General features: G+C 60.7%; 17 protein-coding genes. 9 read left to right on the top strand and 8 right to left on the bottom strand.

The genetic code is table 11. The annotated features are described in order from the left end of the window. Positions 1–28 precede the first annotated feature (28 nt). Both DXC90_RS08180 and DXC90_RS08175 read left to right on the top strand, forming a co-directional pair. Positions 29–316, top strand: coding sequence for a PTS sugar transporter subunit IIB (locus tag DXC90_RS08180; RefSeq protein ID WP_055252380.1), 288 nt, complete (start codon positions 29–31; stop codon positions 314–316). An 11-nt stretch (positions 317–327) separates the two neighbouring features. Further along, positions 328–702: a VOC family protein gene (locus DXC90_RS08175; protein ID WP_055252379.1), complete on the top strand. Its 375-nt coding sequence runs from the start codon at positions 328–330 to the stop codon at positions 700–702. A 73-nt stretch (positions 703–775) separates the two neighbouring features. Here the strand turns inward: DXC90_RS08175 and DXC90_RS08170 are convergent, their stop codons facing one another. Genes DXC90_RS08170 through DXC90_RS08160 form a run of 3 tightly spaced genes read right to left on the bottom strand, consistent with a single transcriptional unit; the run spans position 776 to position 3395 of the window. Further along, positions 776–2071, bottom strand: coding sequence for a cell wall metabolism sensor histidine kinase WalK (locus DXC90_RS08170; RefSeq protein ID WP_055252378.1), 1296 nt, complete (start codon positions 2069–2071; stop codon positions 776–778). Further along, positions 2055–2834 carry a response regulator transcription factor gene (locus tag DXC90_RS08165; RefSeq protein ID WP_055252377.1) on the bottom strand — a complete coding sequence of 260 codons (780 nt, stop codon included), beginning with the start codon at positions 2832–2834 and terminating at the stop codon, positions 2055–2057. The genes DXC90_RS08170 and DXC90_RS08165 overlap by 17 nt, the downstream gene beginning before the upstream one ends. An 18-nt stretch (positions 2835–2852) precedes the next feature. Further along, complete coding sequence (locus DXC90_RS08160; RefSeq protein WP_055252376.1) at positions 2853–3395, bottom strand: hypothetical protein; 543 nt, start codon at positions 3393–3395, stop codon at positions 2853–2855. Between the two features lie 373 nt (positions 3396–3768). Here DXC90_RS08160 and DXC90_RS08155 point away from each other — a divergent pair, with 373 nt between their 5' ends. Next, on the top strand, positions 3769–4530 hold the full coding sequence (locus DXC90_RS08155) for a metallophosphoesterase (RefSeq protein ID WP_117735537.1): 762 nt from the start codon (positions 3769–3771) through the stop codon (positions 4528–4530). A gap of 21 nt (positions 4531–4551) precedes the next feature. Here DXC90_RS08155 and DXC90_RS08150 read toward each other — a convergent pair whose 3' ends face one another. Continuing rightward, positions 4552–5232, bottom strand: coding sequence for a hypothetical protein (locus DXC90_RS08150; RefSeq protein ID WP_117735536.1), 681 nt, complete (start codon positions 5230–5232; stop codon positions 4552–4554). A gap of 473 nt (positions 5233–5705) precedes the next feature. Between DXC90_RS08150 and DXC90_RS08145 the strand changes: the two genes are divergently transcribed. Together DXC90_RS08145 and DXC90_RS08140 are read left to right on the top strand one after the other, a co-directional pair. Beyond that, positions 5706–5945, top strand: coding sequence for a hypothetical protein (locus DXC90_RS08145; RefSeq protein ID WP_117735535.1), 240 nt, complete (start codon positions 5706–5708; stop codon positions 5943–5945). A gap of 85 nt (positions 5946–6030) precedes the next feature. Next, the gene (locus DXC90_RS08140) at positions 6031–6756 is read left to right on the top strand and encodes a metallophosphoesterase family protein (protein ID WP_117735534.1); all 726 of its coding nucleotides are present in this window, start codon (positions 6031–6033) and stop codon (positions 6754–6756) included. Positions 6757–6878: 122 nt separating this feature from the next. Here DXC90_RS08140 and DXC90_RS08135 read toward each other — a convergent pair whose 3' ends face one another. From DXC90_RS08135 to gluQRS, 3 genes are all read right to left on the bottom strand, one after another. Further along, positions 6879–7352, bottom strand: a complete 474-nt coding sequence (locus tag DXC90_RS08135) for a GNAT family N-acetyltransferase (protein WP_117735533.1) — start codon at positions 7350–7352, stop codon at positions 6879–6881. Then, complete coding sequence (locus tag DXC90_RS08130) at positions 7349–7615, bottom strand: DUF1778 domain-containing protein (protein WP_158550249.1); 267 nt, start codon at positions 7613–7615, stop codon at positions 7349–7351. Before DXC90_RS08130 ends, DXC90_RS08135 begins: the two co-directional genes overlap by 4 nt. A 102-nt stretch (positions 7616–7717) precedes the next feature. Continuing rightward, complete coding sequence (gene gluQRS / locus DXC90_RS08125) at positions 7718–8719, bottom strand: tRNA glutamyl-Q(34) synthetase GluQRS (RefSeq protein ID WP_255413373.1); 1002 nt, start codon at positions 8717–8719, stop codon at positions 7718–7720. 517 nt (positions 8720–9236) lie between these two features. Here gluQRS and DXC90_RS08120 point away from each other — a divergent pair. Next, entirely contained in the window at positions 9237–11183 is a 1947-nt protein-coding gene (locus DXC90_RS08120; RefSeq protein WP_158550248.1) for a DUF2207 domain-containing protein, read from the top strand. A 110-nt stretch (positions 11184–11293) separates the two neighbouring features. Here the strand turns inward: DXC90_RS08120 and DXC90_RS08115 are convergent, their stop codons facing one another. Next, the gene (locus DXC90_RS08115; protein WP_117735530.1) at positions 11294–11935 is read right to left on the bottom strand and encodes a GNAT family N-acetyltransferase; all 642 of its coding nucleotides are present in this window, start codon (positions 11933–11935) and stop codon (positions 11294–11296) included. Between the two features lie 276 nt (positions 11936–12211). Here DXC90_RS08115 and purH point away from each other — a divergent pair, with 276 nt between their 5' ends. The 3 genes from purH (at position 12212) to DXC90_RS08100 (ending at position 15621) form a co-directional block, all read left to right on the top strand. Continuing rightward, positions 12212–13819: a bifunctional phosphoribosylaminoimidazolecarboxamide formyltransferase/IMP cyclohydrolase gene (gene purH, locus DXC90_RS08110; RefSeq protein ID WP_117735529.1), complete on the top strand. Its 1608-nt coding sequence runs from the start codon at positions 12212–12214 to the stop codon at positions 13817–13819. A 246-nt stretch (positions 13820–14065) separates the two neighbouring features. Next, positions 14066–14773, top strand: a complete 708-nt coding sequence (locus DXC90_RS08105) for a hypothetical protein (RefSeq protein ID WP_233502255.1) — start codon at positions 14066–14068, stop codon at positions 14771–14773. Positions 14774–14949: 176 nt separating this feature from the next. Then, positions 14950–15621 (top strand): response regulator transcription factor, encoded by a 672-nt coding sequence (locus DXC90_RS08100; protein ID WP_117735528.1) that lies wholly within the window; start codon positions 14950–14952, stop codon positions 15619–15621. The last annotated feature ends 8 nt before the right edge of the window (positions 15622–15629 follow it).

Below are 15629 nucleotides of genomic sequence, written 5' to 3'. Positions count from 1 at the left end.
AAGTAAACCATGAAGGGAGACATTACCTATGAAGAAGATCGTTTTGGCTTGCGGTGCTGGCGCTGCTACTTCCACGCTCGTTGCCCAGAAGGTCGCTACCATGCTCGACGCCAACGGTTATGCCGGCAAGTATGAGATCGTGCAGTGCGCCATCTCCGAGGCCAAGGACGCTTGCGACGAAGGCGCCGACCTGCTGATCGCCACCACCGTTGCCCCCGAGGGCCTCACCTGCCCGTACGTGAGCGGCGTGCCCTTCATGACCGGCATGAACCGCGTTGCTGCCGAGAAGGCCGTTCTCGACGTCATGGCTCAGTAGGCGCTGCCTGTATGAATGAGCAGAACGCCAATCCGGTCGAGCTCTTTGGCATGCGCGTCGCCCATGTGGGCATCAACGCCGCCGACCCGGCAGACGCCTTGGAGATCGCGGAGCTGTTCTCGACGATGATGGGCTTGCCCGTTATCGAGACCCCGGTTTCGTACTTTAACGATTCGCTGATCGAGGTCATGAAGCAGAACGGTCGTGGCACCAAGGGCCACATCGGCTTTGCCGTCAACGACATCGATGCGGCCGAGAAGTGGTTTGCCGAGCGTGGGCTCGAGGTTAACGAGGAGTCGCGCGCGCTGCTGCCCGACGGTTCTACCAAGCTCGTGTACTTTAAGCGCGAGTTCGCCGGCTTCGCCGTGCATCTGTGTCGCGAGTAGCGCACAAACTGCCATAACGAACAAAAGGGATAGGGCCGCATGGCCTTATCCCTTTTTTACGCCGAGGGGCTTCCTACCGTGGCAGGCGAATCGTAAAGCGGCTGCCGACGCCTTCGACCGAGGTCACGCCAATAACGCCGCCATGGCTATCGACAATCCACTTGGCAATGGCAAGCCCCAGACCCGAGCCCTGCGCGCCGGCATCGCGTGCGTTGTCGGCACGGTAGAACCGTTCAAACGCGTGAGCTGCGGATTCCTGATTCATGCCGATACCCTCGTCCTCAACACTTATGTCGATCGCGCCCGTGCCCGTATCCTGCGCTACGCCAAAGGTGATGGACGTGCCCGCGTCCGAATACTTGGCGGCGTTTTGCACGATCACGCGCAGGGCCTGCTTCATGAGCGCCACGTCGACAGAAGCATCGCAGCGCGGGTCGCTGGCGAGCGCAGTGTCGTACGCCAGCCGATACGTGTGCTCGGCATCGATCATCTGCGATTCCTCGCACACCTCGCCGACCAGTGCGGCCAGGTTGGTGTCCACGCGCCTCAGTACGGTGCGGCCGGCATCGCCGCGCGCCAAAAACAGCAGCTGCTCCACGAGCTCTTGCATGTGCTCGCTTTCGGCCTTGAGGGACGCGATGGATTCTGTCAGCACGTCCGGGTCGTCTTTGCCCCAGCGGTCGAGCATGTTCACGTAGCCCTGAATCACCGCGATGGGCGTGCGCAGCTCGTGGCTCGCATCGTTGACAAAGCGCATCTGCTGTAGCTTGGCCTCTTGCATCTGGCGCAGCAGGCGGTTGAGCGCGACCTCGATGCTCGCCAGGTCGGCGTCGCCGGTGGTGACGCTCGGCGAGTCGACACTCGCGCGTTCGATTGCCTGCTCCAGCGTTTCCATCTTGCCGCCGGAGAGCTGCATGCGGCCGAGCTCGTCCACGCGCAGGGCCAGGTCGTTGAGCGGTGCCATGGTGCGGCGCACGCGGCGAGCGCCGCTGAGCATGTTGAGCACGCTGATGACTTGCCCTCCCGCAACGACAAGATAGAGGGGCCACAGCGCGATGAGGTCCTGCGCGAGGGGGAAGGTCTTGGTGGTGCGCGCAAGCTCGACGGTATAGGTGAGCGTGGCCAGGTCCAAGCCGCGCGCGGGCGCGAACGACATGCCGTGAACGGTGGCGCCGGGGATCCAGCCTGCGGTAAACGCGCCGTCGGGCAGCGTCTGGTTGTAGCCATAGACCAGGATCGCCGCCGCAACAACCAGCAGCCACAGATCGAGCCAGACGTAGCTCATCAGGCGGCGCCACATGTAGCTCCAGTTGATGGCGCGGGCAATGGAGGTGACGCGCTTGGTCTCGGCGTTATGCGCGGCAGACATAGCCCACCCCGCGCACGGTCTGGATGATGCGGGCGCCGCCGGCGTCTTCAATCTTGGCGCGTAGGTGCGCGATGTGCACGTCGACGTTGTTGGTGTCGCCTACGTATTCGTAGCCCAGCGCCTCGTGCGCGATGCGCTCGCGCGTGAGCACGGTGCCGGCATGCGCCATAAGCAGGGCGAGGACGTCGAACTCTCGGGCCGTGAGCACAACGGGCGATCCGCCGACGGTGACTTCGCGGCGGTCGGGATCGAGCACAACCGATCCCACGGTGAGCGTAGCGGGGGAGGGCGAGGCGGATGCCTGGGTCGAGTCGCCAGCCGGGGGTATCGCAGCGGCGTTCCCGGCCGCGTCGCTCGCCGCGCCCGTCCCGATGCCGCCAACGCTCGAAGCCGTCCGCATGGCCTCCGAGCGCTTCAGCGCCACGCGGATCCGTGCGAACAGCTCCTCAATCGCAAACGGCTTGGTCAGGTAATCGTCGGCGCCGGCGTCGAGCCCGGCTACCTTGTCCATCACGGCATCGCGCGCGGTGACCATGATCACCGGCACATCCTTGTGCTTGCGCACGCGCCGCAGCACCTCCATACCGTTGAGCTGCGGCAGCAGCACGTCGAGCAGAATCAGATCGTAGTCGCGCTCCAGCGCCAGGTCGACGGCGGTGCGGCCGTCGGCGGCGTGCTCCACCTGGTAGCCCTCGTGCTCCAGCTCGAGCGTCACAAAGCGGGCGATTTTCTCCTCGTCCTCTACGATCAGGATTCGTGCCATGCGTGCCCCCGTCTGCGATTACTTGTCGTCGTTCAGATTTTGCTTGATATCGTCTGCGGCATCGGCGGCGTGATTCATCAGGTTGTTGATGCTGCCGGGCACGTCGCCGTCGCTATCGATGCGGTAACGCATGCCAAAGAACAGACCGATCAGCATCAGCCATATCGTGGCGCCCCAGGCAAACAAGGCGACGATGGGAATCAGGATGGGGATGTTAAGGATGATCGCATCGCGGCGCGTGGCGATAAACTTGGTGTCCAGGCTCAGGCGGAAGAGCTTTTTGAGGTACTCCCACACGCTGTCCATCTTCTTGGAGAAGTCGGTCTTTTCGCTCGACTTCTCGTAGGCGGCCTGCGCGGCGACCATCTCGGCCGAGGGCTCATCTACCGGCTCGGACTCGGTGGCGGCGTGCGCCGACGTGGTCTGGGTCTTGCCTTGCGACTCGAGCCAAATAATGGCGTCCAAAACGTTGCCGTCGGCGGCATCGAGTGCTGCCTTGGCATCGGTGTAACTCACGTTGCACTTGGTGCGGATGGTTTCAACTTTTTCGAGGTCGTCCATGACCTGTCCTTTCGTTCGATGGGCGCGACGCCAGGCGATTTGCCCGGGCGCAAGCGTTGCGTTCGGCGGCCTGCGTCGCGCGCCGCCGCCCCGCCCTCTGTCGAACTCTATAGTGCAGGTTATAGATTAAGCGATTCTTGAGCCAAGATTAATGTTGGATGAGTTTTTGGGTGACGCGGAGGCGGCCTTTGAGGCAAGCGCAGGCCGAGCGGCTAGAGCCCAAGGGTAAATTTGTGTCCGCACGGCGAGATATACTTATTGTCAACGTTGAGGGCGCGTCAGGGCAAAGCTGCCTGGCGCCCGCGAAATCAGAGGGGCCGCCGTGCCGCATGGCGCAAACGAGTGGGGTCCCGACGCAAACAGGGGGTCATACGTGCATATCTACGCTATGAGCGACATTCACGGGTGCTTGGACGCCTTTAAGGCATCGCTTTCCACCGTCGACCTCGATGCCGAGGATTCCAAGCTGGTTTTGCTTGGCGACTACTGCGACCGAGGCCCCGATTCACTCGGGGTCTTCGAGCTCGTCATGGACCTGCAAAAGCGCTACGGCGATCGCGTCGTGGCGCTGCGCGGCAACCACGAGGAGATGTTCCTCGAGTACATTGACGAGGTGAATGACCCCAATTTCACGCAGGCATGGATACTTGCCGACAGCAATCTGGCAACGGCCAAGAGCTTCTTAGACGCCGAGGCATTCAAGCACGTTAAGCACCTTTTGAGGCTCAGGGAGTTCGAGGAGGCCTACGCCTTTACGGTTGAGCGCATAAAGGCCGAGCACGCGGACATCATCGCGTGGGTTCGCAAGCTCCCTTACTTTTACGAGAGCCCCTTCGGCCAGGTCTTTGTGCACGCCGGCGTTGACGAGGAAGCCGGGGAGGATTGGAAGCTTGGCACGGCTGTCGAGTCGTTAACCATGATGCTGCCCGATTACGTGGGGCGCGAGTTCTATCTGGATGTTATCGCCGGGCATATCAACACCGAGGTTGTTTCGGGCATTGCGGGCTATCGCGGCATCTGGCATGACGGGGCTAGCCACTACTACATCGACGGGAACGTCATGAAGAACGGCGAGGTCGCCGTGTTGAGCTACGACTCGGAGACGGGGAAGTACAGCGGCCAAGGGCTGGAGTAGGTTGGTGGGCGATTAGTTCTCCTACGGCCTGCACAACGCTACCCTAAGCCATTCGTTCATCGCCGAAGAGGGCTGCCGTAGCCAATTTTTACCCTTTGATCTAAGTTGAAGTTCAATGGTGCCGGAGGCATAACGGCTGAATCGCAGTTCCAGGGCGTTCAAGTCACCTTTGTCCCAGTCTTTAATGTGCTGGTATAGGCAATGGCATTCGTGCCGCTCGTTGCTTAGGGCATGGGCGACGTCACGGAACGCAAGCAGGGAGATGAGCACATGCCACTGCTGATCTAAAACAGTCGTATTGTCCTTGAAAGGATTAAAGGCATCGATTTCTGCAACCGAATCTTTGTCGAAGTAAAAGCGGTAATGCCCTTGGCTGTCGGTGCGGTGTTTAAGCGCAAGGTAGAAAACAGCATCTTCCGGTGATGCTTTTATACCATTGTTTTTAAGCCATTCATTCCACCTGCCTTCTTTCAGGGCAGATTTCATCTCCATAAGCCTGTCTTCATTAAGGCAATTTAGGCTGCGTACGGTTTGACCAAGCACATTGGCCTGGTCATCTACTGTCCTATTGGAATCATTTTTGTAGGGATTGTTGCACCAACCAATAAAGTCTTTGACGCCTATCGGCTCGACAGAGGGCCTGTCGACACGGTTGAAAAAGTCCTGGATTTCGTTCAAATCGGCGAGCTTGGCTTCGTTCATAGCTGGATTCCTTTCTCATTAGGAAACATGTCTCATTATAGGCATGCCTGCGGTCGCAGCGGCTAGGGGTGCCAGTGCTAGTGAGGGTTCCAGAGAAGGAAGCGCCGCACCCTCGGGGCAGCAAAGAATCAAGGTCTAATACTTTTCCGGAGAAGTGAACGAGCTAAATCGGACCGCCGAAGCATCGACACTTTGAGCGTGTCGTTTCCTGCGGTTTCGGTGCTGAAATCCTGCGATTTTGCTGCCGAAAAATGCGGATGTTTCAGGGGTCCAAAATCAGCCGTTCACTTCTCGGGAAAAGTATTAGACCTCGATAGCGGGGGATGGGGTGCCGGTGCAAAACGGCGTCAAGGGTTGGTCGAGCAGGCGGTTTCTTCATTGATGTCCGCACGACATGTGACACTTATCCTGTCGCCCTGCTCTGCCGCGGCGGCATGTACCTGAACAACGACCCTCTAAGGAGCTCGATAGTAATGAGTGACAACACCAAGCATCTCGCAAAGAAGTACGTCAAGGACGCGGGGCCGTGCCTCGTGCTGTGCCTTGCCGGCGCAGCGGTCGCGCTGCTGGCTGTTCTGGGGCCGTTCGACGTGCTCCGAAGTGCCGTCTCTCTACACATTTGCATGGCCCTTGCCGGCGCCATGATGACCGGCAGCGCGCTCGATCTGGTTTTTTGGGTGCTTGACCCGTTTGGATGGAAGAACGAGGGGTAAGCCCTAAGGGATGGAAGGGCTGGAACGGTTGGCTTAGTGATCGTGCAGAATGGAGGCTAGCGACTTACAGGGAAGTGGTGATCCGATGACGGTCTATGTGACGGGCGATATTCACGGCGGCCTCGACATGCAAAAGCTGCGCGATTGGGACCTTGGGGATAGCTTGACGAGCGACGACTATCTGATTGTCGCGGGCGACTTTGGCTTTCTGTGGGATTTCTCTGCCGAGGAATGTGCCGATATCGCTTGGCTGGAGTCGCGCCCCTATACCGTGCTGTTCGTCGACGGCAACCACGAGCGGTTCGATCACTGGGCGGAGCGTCCCATGGAGCTGTGGCACGGTGGGCTGACACAGCGCCTGTCGGACACCTCCCCCATACGGCGCCTGACGCGCGGCGAGGTTTTTGAGCTCGACGGGTCAACGGTCTTTACCATGGGCGGCGCCACGAGCGTGGACAAGGAATACCGCACTCCGTATTCCAGCTGGTGGCCGCAGGAGCTGCCGGACGAGCGCAACTTTGAGGAGGCACGGACAAAACTCGACAGCGTGGGCTGGAAGGTCGACTACGTAATCACCCACACCTGCTCTACGCGCATGCTTTCGCCCACGCTCTATCCGGCGCCCGGCTGGAATTATCCCGCCGTTGATCGGCTTACGGCATTTTTCGATGAGCTGGAGGACCGCTTGGACTACAAGCGCTGGTACTACGGTCATTTTCATCGGGATGCCAACCCAGCCGAGCGCCACACCGTGCTCTACGACTGCATCGTTCGCCTGGGCGACGAACTCCAGCCCTGGGATGTTGCGTAGGGGTGGGCATAGCGAGAACTTCATACGATACCTTGGGTAGTTACCCTACATTTCAGTAGTAATCTTTATTTGTAGGGTAACTTAGGGCATGCTGGGAGCTGGAGGAGATGTCGCCCGATGATCTAAAGTTTCAGCGCCATTCGGTTGGTGCCCGGTAGGGTGGCGAAGCCAAAATGTTCATAGAATGCTGCCGCCTCATCATCTACTGGATTGACAACTAAAGCTCGCGCTCCTGCTAGGGCAGAAATTTTCAAGGCGTTCTCGATGGCATCTTTGAGCAGTGAAGCTCCAAGACCAAGCCCCTTGAACTTCTCATCGACCCCCATCATTCCAAGCAGCACTGTGGGGACTTGGGAGGGGGAGTTTCGCACGAACCATCCTCCATCAACATTTTCGCGAGCCACGGAGTGCGTGCACAACGTATAAAACCCAGCGACTGCGCCGTCGCAATACGATGCGTATATAACTGCTGATCCTCTTCTTCGCGCCGAGGCTGATCTGTTTTTAGCCCATCCGTCTACAAGAGTATTTCCGCAGTGGAAAGCCTCGATGCCTTGGCCAACGGGGAGTTGAACGGGCTTGGTAAATGTGCTCATTCCCAAACCGCTTTACGGTCAAGCAGCGCTTTTGCGGCTTGGGGCATGGGGGAATCGAGCATTTCGCAAAATGCATCGAAACCATCAGGAGAAAGATAGGTTGTTGATGCCTCGGCGATATCACGTGCGGAGCTCTCGTCAAGGTGGGCTGTGGCCCATTGGGTGAGAGTTTGCCCGCGCAAGGCCGCGGCGCGCTCGTAAGTAAGGCGTTGACGTTCGGTCAACCTTAGATCCATACGGCGTTGTTTCTCAATCGTTGGCATGGCAAAAACCTCCTTTGCACAATTGTACGGAATTATTCCGCACATAACAAGACGCAGAATTATGTCCTCGTTGAGGGGGGCGAGGGGGCGGGGCGTATTTGACTACTCGGCCATTACGGTGATGTTCTCGCGGTGCGCACGGATAACGTCCCAGCTAAAGTGCTCGACCAGCTGCTCGGCAGAGCGCGGCGTGGTGTCCGGTGCGATGCCCGTTTGCCCGGCGAGCCAGCCCAGCAGCGCTCCGGGCGTGCCAAAGCGGGCGCGGAGTTCGCCCAGGTCCAGATCGCGGTCGCGCTTGGAAAGGCGGCGGCCATCCGGCGACATGAGCAGCGGAATATGTGCGTAGTGCGGCGTGGGAAGACCCAGCAGATGCTGCAGGTAGATTTGGCGGGGCGTGGAGCCCAGCAGATCGCATCCGCGCACGACCTCGGTGACGCCCATGGCGGCGTCGTCGACCACTACGGCTAGCTGATAGGCAAAAACGCCGTCGCTGCGGCGGACCAAAAAGTCGCCGCACTCGGTGGCGAGTGCTTCGCATTGGGCGCCGTACGTGCGGTCAACAAATTCGACCACGTCGTCGGCGAGGTCATCGACGGCGGGCACGCGCAGGCGTGTGGCCGGGGCGCGCAGAGCACTGCGGCGTGCAACTTCTTCGGTAGAAAGAGCGCGGCAGGCGCCGCGGTAGATGGGCGTGCCGTCGCTGGCGTGCGGCGCGCTTGCGGCGTGGAGCTCGGCGCGCGTGCAAAAGCAGGGATAGGTGAGGCCGGCGTCTTGTAGCCGGTGCAGGGCGTCCTCGTACAAGTCCAGGCGATTGTGCTGGTAGTAGGGGCCTTCGTCCCATTCGAGTCCCAGCCAGGCCAGGTCGTCAATCAGTTGAACGGCAAGCTCCGGTCGCTTGCAGCGATCGTCGAGGTCCTCGATGCGCAACACGATGCTGCCGCCCTGGCTGCGGGCCGAAAGCCACGCGCACAAGCAACTGAACACGTTGCCCAGGTGCATGCGGCCCGAGGGCGACGGGGCAAGGCGGCCCACGACGGGGGTGGGCACTGCCGTTGCCGGGGCGTCCGCGGCGGGTGTTGCTATGTTGCGTGTGTTGATATCCATGCGGACGAGTATAGCGCGGGGCGCGGTGGGGGAGACGTTGCCGTGGCCCGCAAGTTGCCGAGGCCGCGCGTTGCGCGTGTCGGACCACCGGCTCGACAGCTCAATCGCCGCCCGCCAGCCCAACCCCTCAAACGACAGAAACCCCGGCAGCTCTTCGCAACTGCCGGGGTTTCCGCGGAAAAGGGGGACATGATCCTCGAGCGAACGGGAAAGGGGCAACCGTTTTCGCTCAACTGCTTTATGCCCCTCGGTTGGCGGCTCAATCAGCACGTGCCGCGCCAACACAAAGCCGCTACACCTGTGACGGTGCTGTGAAGTGGTATCTATTGCTGGCACAGGCCATGCCAAGGAGTGTCCCTAATGACTAGTCATTTAAGAACGTCCCCAATGACTAACTGCCGGGGTGCGGGCGTGACTTTTGTCCCGTTTTGACACTCCGCTGACCTAGATGTTCGTCACATGAACCCGCAAACGTGGGACAATGACGCTACTGGTATCACAGACAAAGGATGTGCCTATGAACGCCCCCGTTGCCAAGACCTGCCGGCAGCGCCACCTGTTTGCGCGATTCGCTTCCGTCTGCGCACTCGTCGCGCTTGCGTTGTTGCTACTGCCTGCCGCCGCGCACGCCGACGGCTACTCCATGACCCAAACCTATATCGGTGCCACGGTCGAAGCCGATGGATCGCTGACCGTTGTCGAGGGACGCCAGTTTGATTTCGACGACGATATCAACGGCGTGTATTGGGATATCAATACGGGCACCAACCAGCAGGGCGGCACGGCGGGCGTCGATGTGCTGAGCGTCGAGGAAGACGATGCCGCGTTTAGCAGGGTCGACTATGCAAACAAAGGCGACAGCGGCGTCTATACGGTTGAGCAGTCCGACGGCAGCGTAAGGATCAAGGTTTTCAGCCCCCACGAGAGCGACGACAGCGCGATCTATTACGTGAGCTACACCATGACCGGTGCGGTTATGAACTGGGCCGATACCGCCGAGCTCTACTGGAAGTTCGTGGGTGACGGCTGGTCTGCGAATTCCGACGACGTCGAGATGGAAGTTTACTTCGCGGACGGTGCCATCGGAACGCCAGCGAGCAAGGGCGACAACTTCCGTGCGTGGGGCCACGGCCCACTGACGGGCGACGTATCGATCGATGCGGACGAACCCATGGTCACCTACGCCATTCCGTGCGTGCACGAGGGCGAATTTGCCGAGGCGCGCATCGCCTTCCCCAGCGACTGGGTGCCAGGACTTTCCGCCTCGAGCGAGGAGCGCATGCCGACAATCCTGAGCGAGGAGAAGACATGGGCCGAGGAGGCCAACGCCCGCCGCGCCCGCGCCCGCATGATCGCAAATACGCTTGCCGCGGTAAGTGTTGTCGCGGCGGTGACCTTTACCGGCGTAATCGTCGTGCTCAAGCTGCGCCGTCGCAAGCCAAAGCCGCTTTTCCAAGATGAATACTTCCGCGACGTGCCCTCGGCCGACCATCCCGCGGTGCTTGCAGCTCTTATGAGCTGGAACGACGTGCCCGATCAGGCATATATCGCCACGCTGATGAAGCTGACCGACGACCGCGTGATCAAGCTAGAAGAAGCGACCGAGACCAAGAAGAAGGGTCTGCTCCGTCGCGAAAAAGAGGAGCGGACGTATCGCATCACAGTGACCGACGAGGCCTGGAAGGCTGCCAAGAAGGACGGCATCGATCGCGACGTGCTCAAGGTCTTCTTCGCTGGCGTTAAGCCCGATAAAGACGGCGTCCGTTCGCGCACGTTTAGCGAGCTGGAGGAGTATGCCAGCGAGCGTACTGAATCTGTTGGCGACAAGCTCGAGGACTATCAGAGCACGGTTAAGGGCAAGCTGGAGGAGCGCGAGTTTATCGCATCGGATGGCACTATCGCGATGGTGGCCGGCCTGGTTCTCGGCATCATCATTATCTTTGGCATTTTGGGTTCTCTGTTCTATACCGACTTTGCGGACGCCAACGTCGGTGCCGCTATGATCTCGATCCCCGTCACGATTGTGGGTTTTGTCCTGAGCTGCACCTTCCGCCGTTACACGCCGGAGGGCGCCGAGGTGGCGGCTCGCTGCAAGGCGCTCAAGCATTGGCTCGAGGACTTTACGCGCCTGAAGGAGGCCGTCCCGGGAGATCTGGTGCTGTGGAACAAGCTGCTGGTGATGGGTGTTGCGCTGGGCGTTTCGAAGGAAGTGCTGCGTCAGCTTGCCGAGGCCGTCCCGCCCGAGGTGCGCGAGGCCGATGGCTTCTACGACAATTATCCCTGCTACTGGTGGTATTACCATCATTACGGTACCGAGTCCCCGCTCGATTCGTTTAACGACGTGTATCACGAGACCATCCGCGAGCTGGCTTCGAGTTCCGATAGTTCGAGCGGCGGCGGAGGCGGTGGCTTCTCGGGCGGCGGAGGCGGCGGCGTCGGCGGAGGCGGCGGCGGAACGTTCTAGCGGTCCTAAATTACGGGACGGGTTTTTCTCGACAGCCGTCGGGGAAAGCCCGTCCCTTTCTTATGTGCCGAGATGGGACGTTCTTGAATGACTAGGTGTGGCTACCGGGGTTAGGCGGTTAGGTCCAGCTCGTAGAGGAAGCTTTCGCGCGGCATGTCGTGGCGGCGCTCTTCGCGGTTGGCGCGGTGCGTTGCCGTGCGCTTAAAGCCGTGCAGCTCGTAGAACTTCCACGAGCAGTTGGAGTCGGTGTGCAGGTGCACCCTCGTCGCTCCGCGTGAGGACAGGTGCGAGACCGCAGCATCGAGCAACACCGAGCCGACGCCCAAGCCATGGACATCGCGATCCACGGCAAGCAGCGTGACCTCGTTGTCGTGTGGCAGGGGGCTGCTTTCGAGCAGACGGTTGTTGGTGCGGATGGTTGCGCGCACAAACGAGAGATACTCGGCGCAGGCATCGGGCTCCAGCTCGCGCATCTGCGATAGCAGCGCGCGCTCGGTATCCATCCAATGTTCCTTGACGGCGGCGCCGGAGCTTTGCCCCGCACGCGCGAGCGCAATGCCGCGCGCCTGGCCGTCGATTACGGCAACCTGCGAAAACGTCGACGACGAAAGGCAATAGGCGAGGTCGCACGCGGCCTCGAGGCGGTTGTACTCATCGTTATCCGAATTGTTATGCCAAAGCTGCTGCAGAATCAGCGCGATGGCGTCGAAGTCTTCGGTGTCAAACGGTCGGTAGAGAACCCGCGAGACCATGGTGCCTCTTTCTTTTGCGGATGCATATCGAGCACAGTTCTACCACGCCATTGGCATCTAATTATGGTGCCCCTGTGTTCCATGAACTCACCGTGCCCGGTGCCGCACCATACCCTCCGCTCGCAAGCTTTTTCTGCACATGCGGCCGTTGCGGGGTGCATCGATGCGCTCGATGCGCTACATTAAATCAGTATTTTCAATGCCGCTGCGCGAGCGCTGCAGATCGACGTATCACCGACTCACAGAGCACGGCGGCGTACCAGACAGGAGGACTGCATGGGATCTGATGTGAAGATCGCCCGCGCGTTGATCTCGGTTACCGATAAGACGGGCGTCGTCGATTTCGCACGGACGCTGGTCGATGACTTTGGCGTCGAGATCATCTCTACGGGCGGTACGGCTCGTGCTATCGAGGATGCGGGCGTTCCCGTAACCCCCATCGAGGAGTTCACGGGCTATCCCGAGATGATGGACGGCCGCGTTAAGACCCTGCACCCCAAGGTTCACGGCGCGCTGCTGGCCCGCCGCGATTCCGAGCAGCACATGCAGGAGGCGGCTCAGCACGGCATTAAGCTGATCGACCTGGTCGTCGTCAACCTGTACGAGTTCGAGAAGACCGTCGCCAACCCCGAGGTCACCTTTGCGGACGCCATCGAGCACATCGACATCGGCGGTCCCTCCATGCTGCGCTCTGCCGCCAAGAACGCCGCGAGCGTTACCGTCATCTCCGATCCGGCCGACTACGACGCCGTCCTGGCAGAGATGCACGAGACCGGCGGTTGCACCACGCTTTCCACCCGTCGTCGTCTGCAGGTGAAGGTCTACCAGACCACCGCTGCCTACGACACGGCTATCTCTCGTTGGCTTGCCGCCCAGGCAAGCGATGTGGCGGACACCTCTGCCAAGCTCGAGGTTTCGCTCGAGAAGGTCGACGACCTGCGCTATGGCGAGAATCCGCAGCAGAAGGCCACGGTCTACCGCTTTGCCGAGGGCTGCGAGAACTCCGCGAGCTCGCAGTTCCCGCTCGTGGGCTCCGAGCAGGTCCAGGGCAAGCCGCTCAGCTACAACAACTATCTGGACGCCGACGCCGCTTGGAACCTGGTCCGCGAGTTCGACGAGCCTGCCTGCGTGATCCTCAAGCATCAGAACCCCTGCGGTTCCGCCGTTGCCGAGGATATCACGGCTGCCTACGACCGCGCCTTTGCCTGCGATCCCAAGAGCGCCTTTGGCGGCATCATCGCCTGCAACCGCGAGGTTCCCTTTGAGTTGGTTGAGCACTTTGCCGACCAGAACAAGCAGTTCGTCGAGGTCATCATCGCGCCGAGTTACACCGCCGAGGCGCTCGAGCGCATGGCCAAGCGCCCCAACCTGCGCGTGCTGGCTACCGGTGGCGTGGACCACGGCGCCAAGGTGGAGCTGCGCTCCATCGACGGCGGCATGCTGGTGCAGGAGGTCGACCACGTGACCGAGGACCCCGCGACCTTTACGTTCCCCACCGACCGCAAGCCCACCGACGCCGAGATGGCCGAGCTCGAGTTTGCCTGGAAGGTCTGCAAGGGCGTTAAGTCCAACGCCATTCTGGTCTCCAAGGGCAAGGCCGGCATTGGCATGGGCCCGGGTCAGCCCAACCGCGTTGACTCCGCGCTGCTTGCCTGCGAGCGCGCCGAGGACTTCTGCGAGCGCGAGGGCGTGGAGAAGGGCGGCTTTGCCTGCGCAAGCGATGCGTTCTTCCCGTTCCGCGACAACGTCGACGTGCTTGCCGCTCACGGCGTGACCTGCATCATCCAGCCCGGCGGCTCCAAGCGCGACGACGAGAGTATCCAGGCCTGCAACGAGCACGGCATCGCGATGGTCTTCACAGGTGCCAGGCATTTTAGGCACTAGGGCTTTCCCAAGCACCCGACCTTGCCCCTCAAACCGTCGCTTGCGTACATTTAGTACGCGGCGCTCCTCTTTCGGGGCAATCTCGGGCACTTGGAAAACCCTTAATGGGATGTTGTTCTATCCCATTAAGCTGATCGGTCGCTTGGCCATATCGTCAAAATAATCTCTGCAAAAGACGGCCGCTCCGTTTGGAGGGCCGTCTTTTTGGTATAAGAGGACGGAATGACTAACACGAAAGGGATGACCATGCCCCAGATTGATGATGCCGAGCTGTTTGGCAATGCCGAGGACCAGCGCGCGTACGAGGACTTTTGCGCCAATCAGGAGGCGGTTGAGAAGTTTACGCTCGACGAGCCCGCGCTCGTGTGCCGGTGGCGCATGTCCAACAAAAAGGTACCCATGCTCAACCGTCACATCCGTGCGCTGTCCGAGCGCTTGGTGCAGGGCGAGCCGCTCACCCATAACATGCTCAGCTGGGCAAAGCAGCACGTTGAGTGGTCGCTTGCCGAGGGCGATTACACCGCGCACGACGGCGTGCTCATGCTAGTGATCGACGTCAACGGCAATGCCGCCATGACGGTGGGCGAGTACGAGCCGCTGGCCGATACTTCGGCCAAGGCGCTGCGTGCCCGCTCTGCCGAGGCCCGCTCCGAGGCCGACGAAACCGGCGTGGCGCCCGAGTTGCTCGCTTCCGTCAACGACGGAGAGCTGGCCTTTGTGGCGCCGGCGGACGAGTGCCTGTGCGGTACGGCGACGCTCATCGAGCAGCTGGCCCAGACCAAGGGCATCTCGGTCACGCGTGTAGACATTCCCGCGCAGCTCAAGGGTGCTTTGTTTCTGGTGAGCGACGAGCACGGCGTGGTTCCCGCTGCCGATGCCGACGCTGCCGAGGCGGACGCTGCTATGGTCACCTTCTTCGCCGACGGCTACGAAAAGCTCCGCGCCCGCCGCTAAATGATTTTTCTGGCGCGGGGATTTTATAATCATTTGATCCCCGCACCCGTTGCGAGCGAGGGCGAGTCGGACCTTTCGTTCGCGAACAGTTCTGTCACCTTGTTGCCGCGCGAGGCGCGTGCCGGCGACTTCGCGGCAATAATGGCTGTAAGACAACTAAGAGGGGAGCGGAATCCATGGCGCTGATCTATATCGTTGAGGACGACGAGCCCATTCGTCGCGAGCTTGCTGACATCCTTGCCCGTGCTGGTTTTGAGGTCGAGGCCTGCGAATCGTTTGAGCATGTCTCGCGCGATATTCTCGCTGCCGCGCCCGACCTGGTGCTGCTCGATCTCACGCTTCCTGTCAAAGACGGCCAGCACATCTGCCACGAAGTCCGCCGCGAATCCGAGGTCCCCATCATCGTCCTTACGTCGCGCACGACCGAAATCGACGAGGTCATGGCCATGACACTCGGCGCGGACGACTTTATTTCCAAGCCCTATAGCGCGCGCGTGCTCGTGGCGCGTATCAACGCGCTGCTGCGCCGCACCACGTCGGCAGGCGAGCGCAGCACCATGGTCCACAAGGGGTTGGAGCTCGACCTTGCCCGCTCCACGGTCACCAATACGGCAACCGGTGACAGTACCGAGCTCACCAAAAACGAACTGCGCATTCTCTCGCTGCTCTTGGGTCGCGTGGGCAAGATTGTCTCGCGCTCGGCCATCATGCAGGACCTGTGGGATTCCGATGCCTTTGTGGACGACAACACGCTCACCGTCAATATCAATCGCTTGCGTGCGACGCTCGACAAGATCGGCGTCAAGGGGTACCTCACCACGCACCGCGGCCAAGGCTATTCGGTTTAGGGTCCGGC

The organism is Collinsella sp. TF09-1AT, from assembly GCF_003436895.1.
Lineage (GTDB): Bacteria > Actinomycetota > Coriobacteriia > Coriobacteriales > Coriobacteriaceae > Collinsella.
Note: the sequence above shows the minus strand (reverse complement) of the source record. Positions and strands in the feature narration are given on the sequence as shown.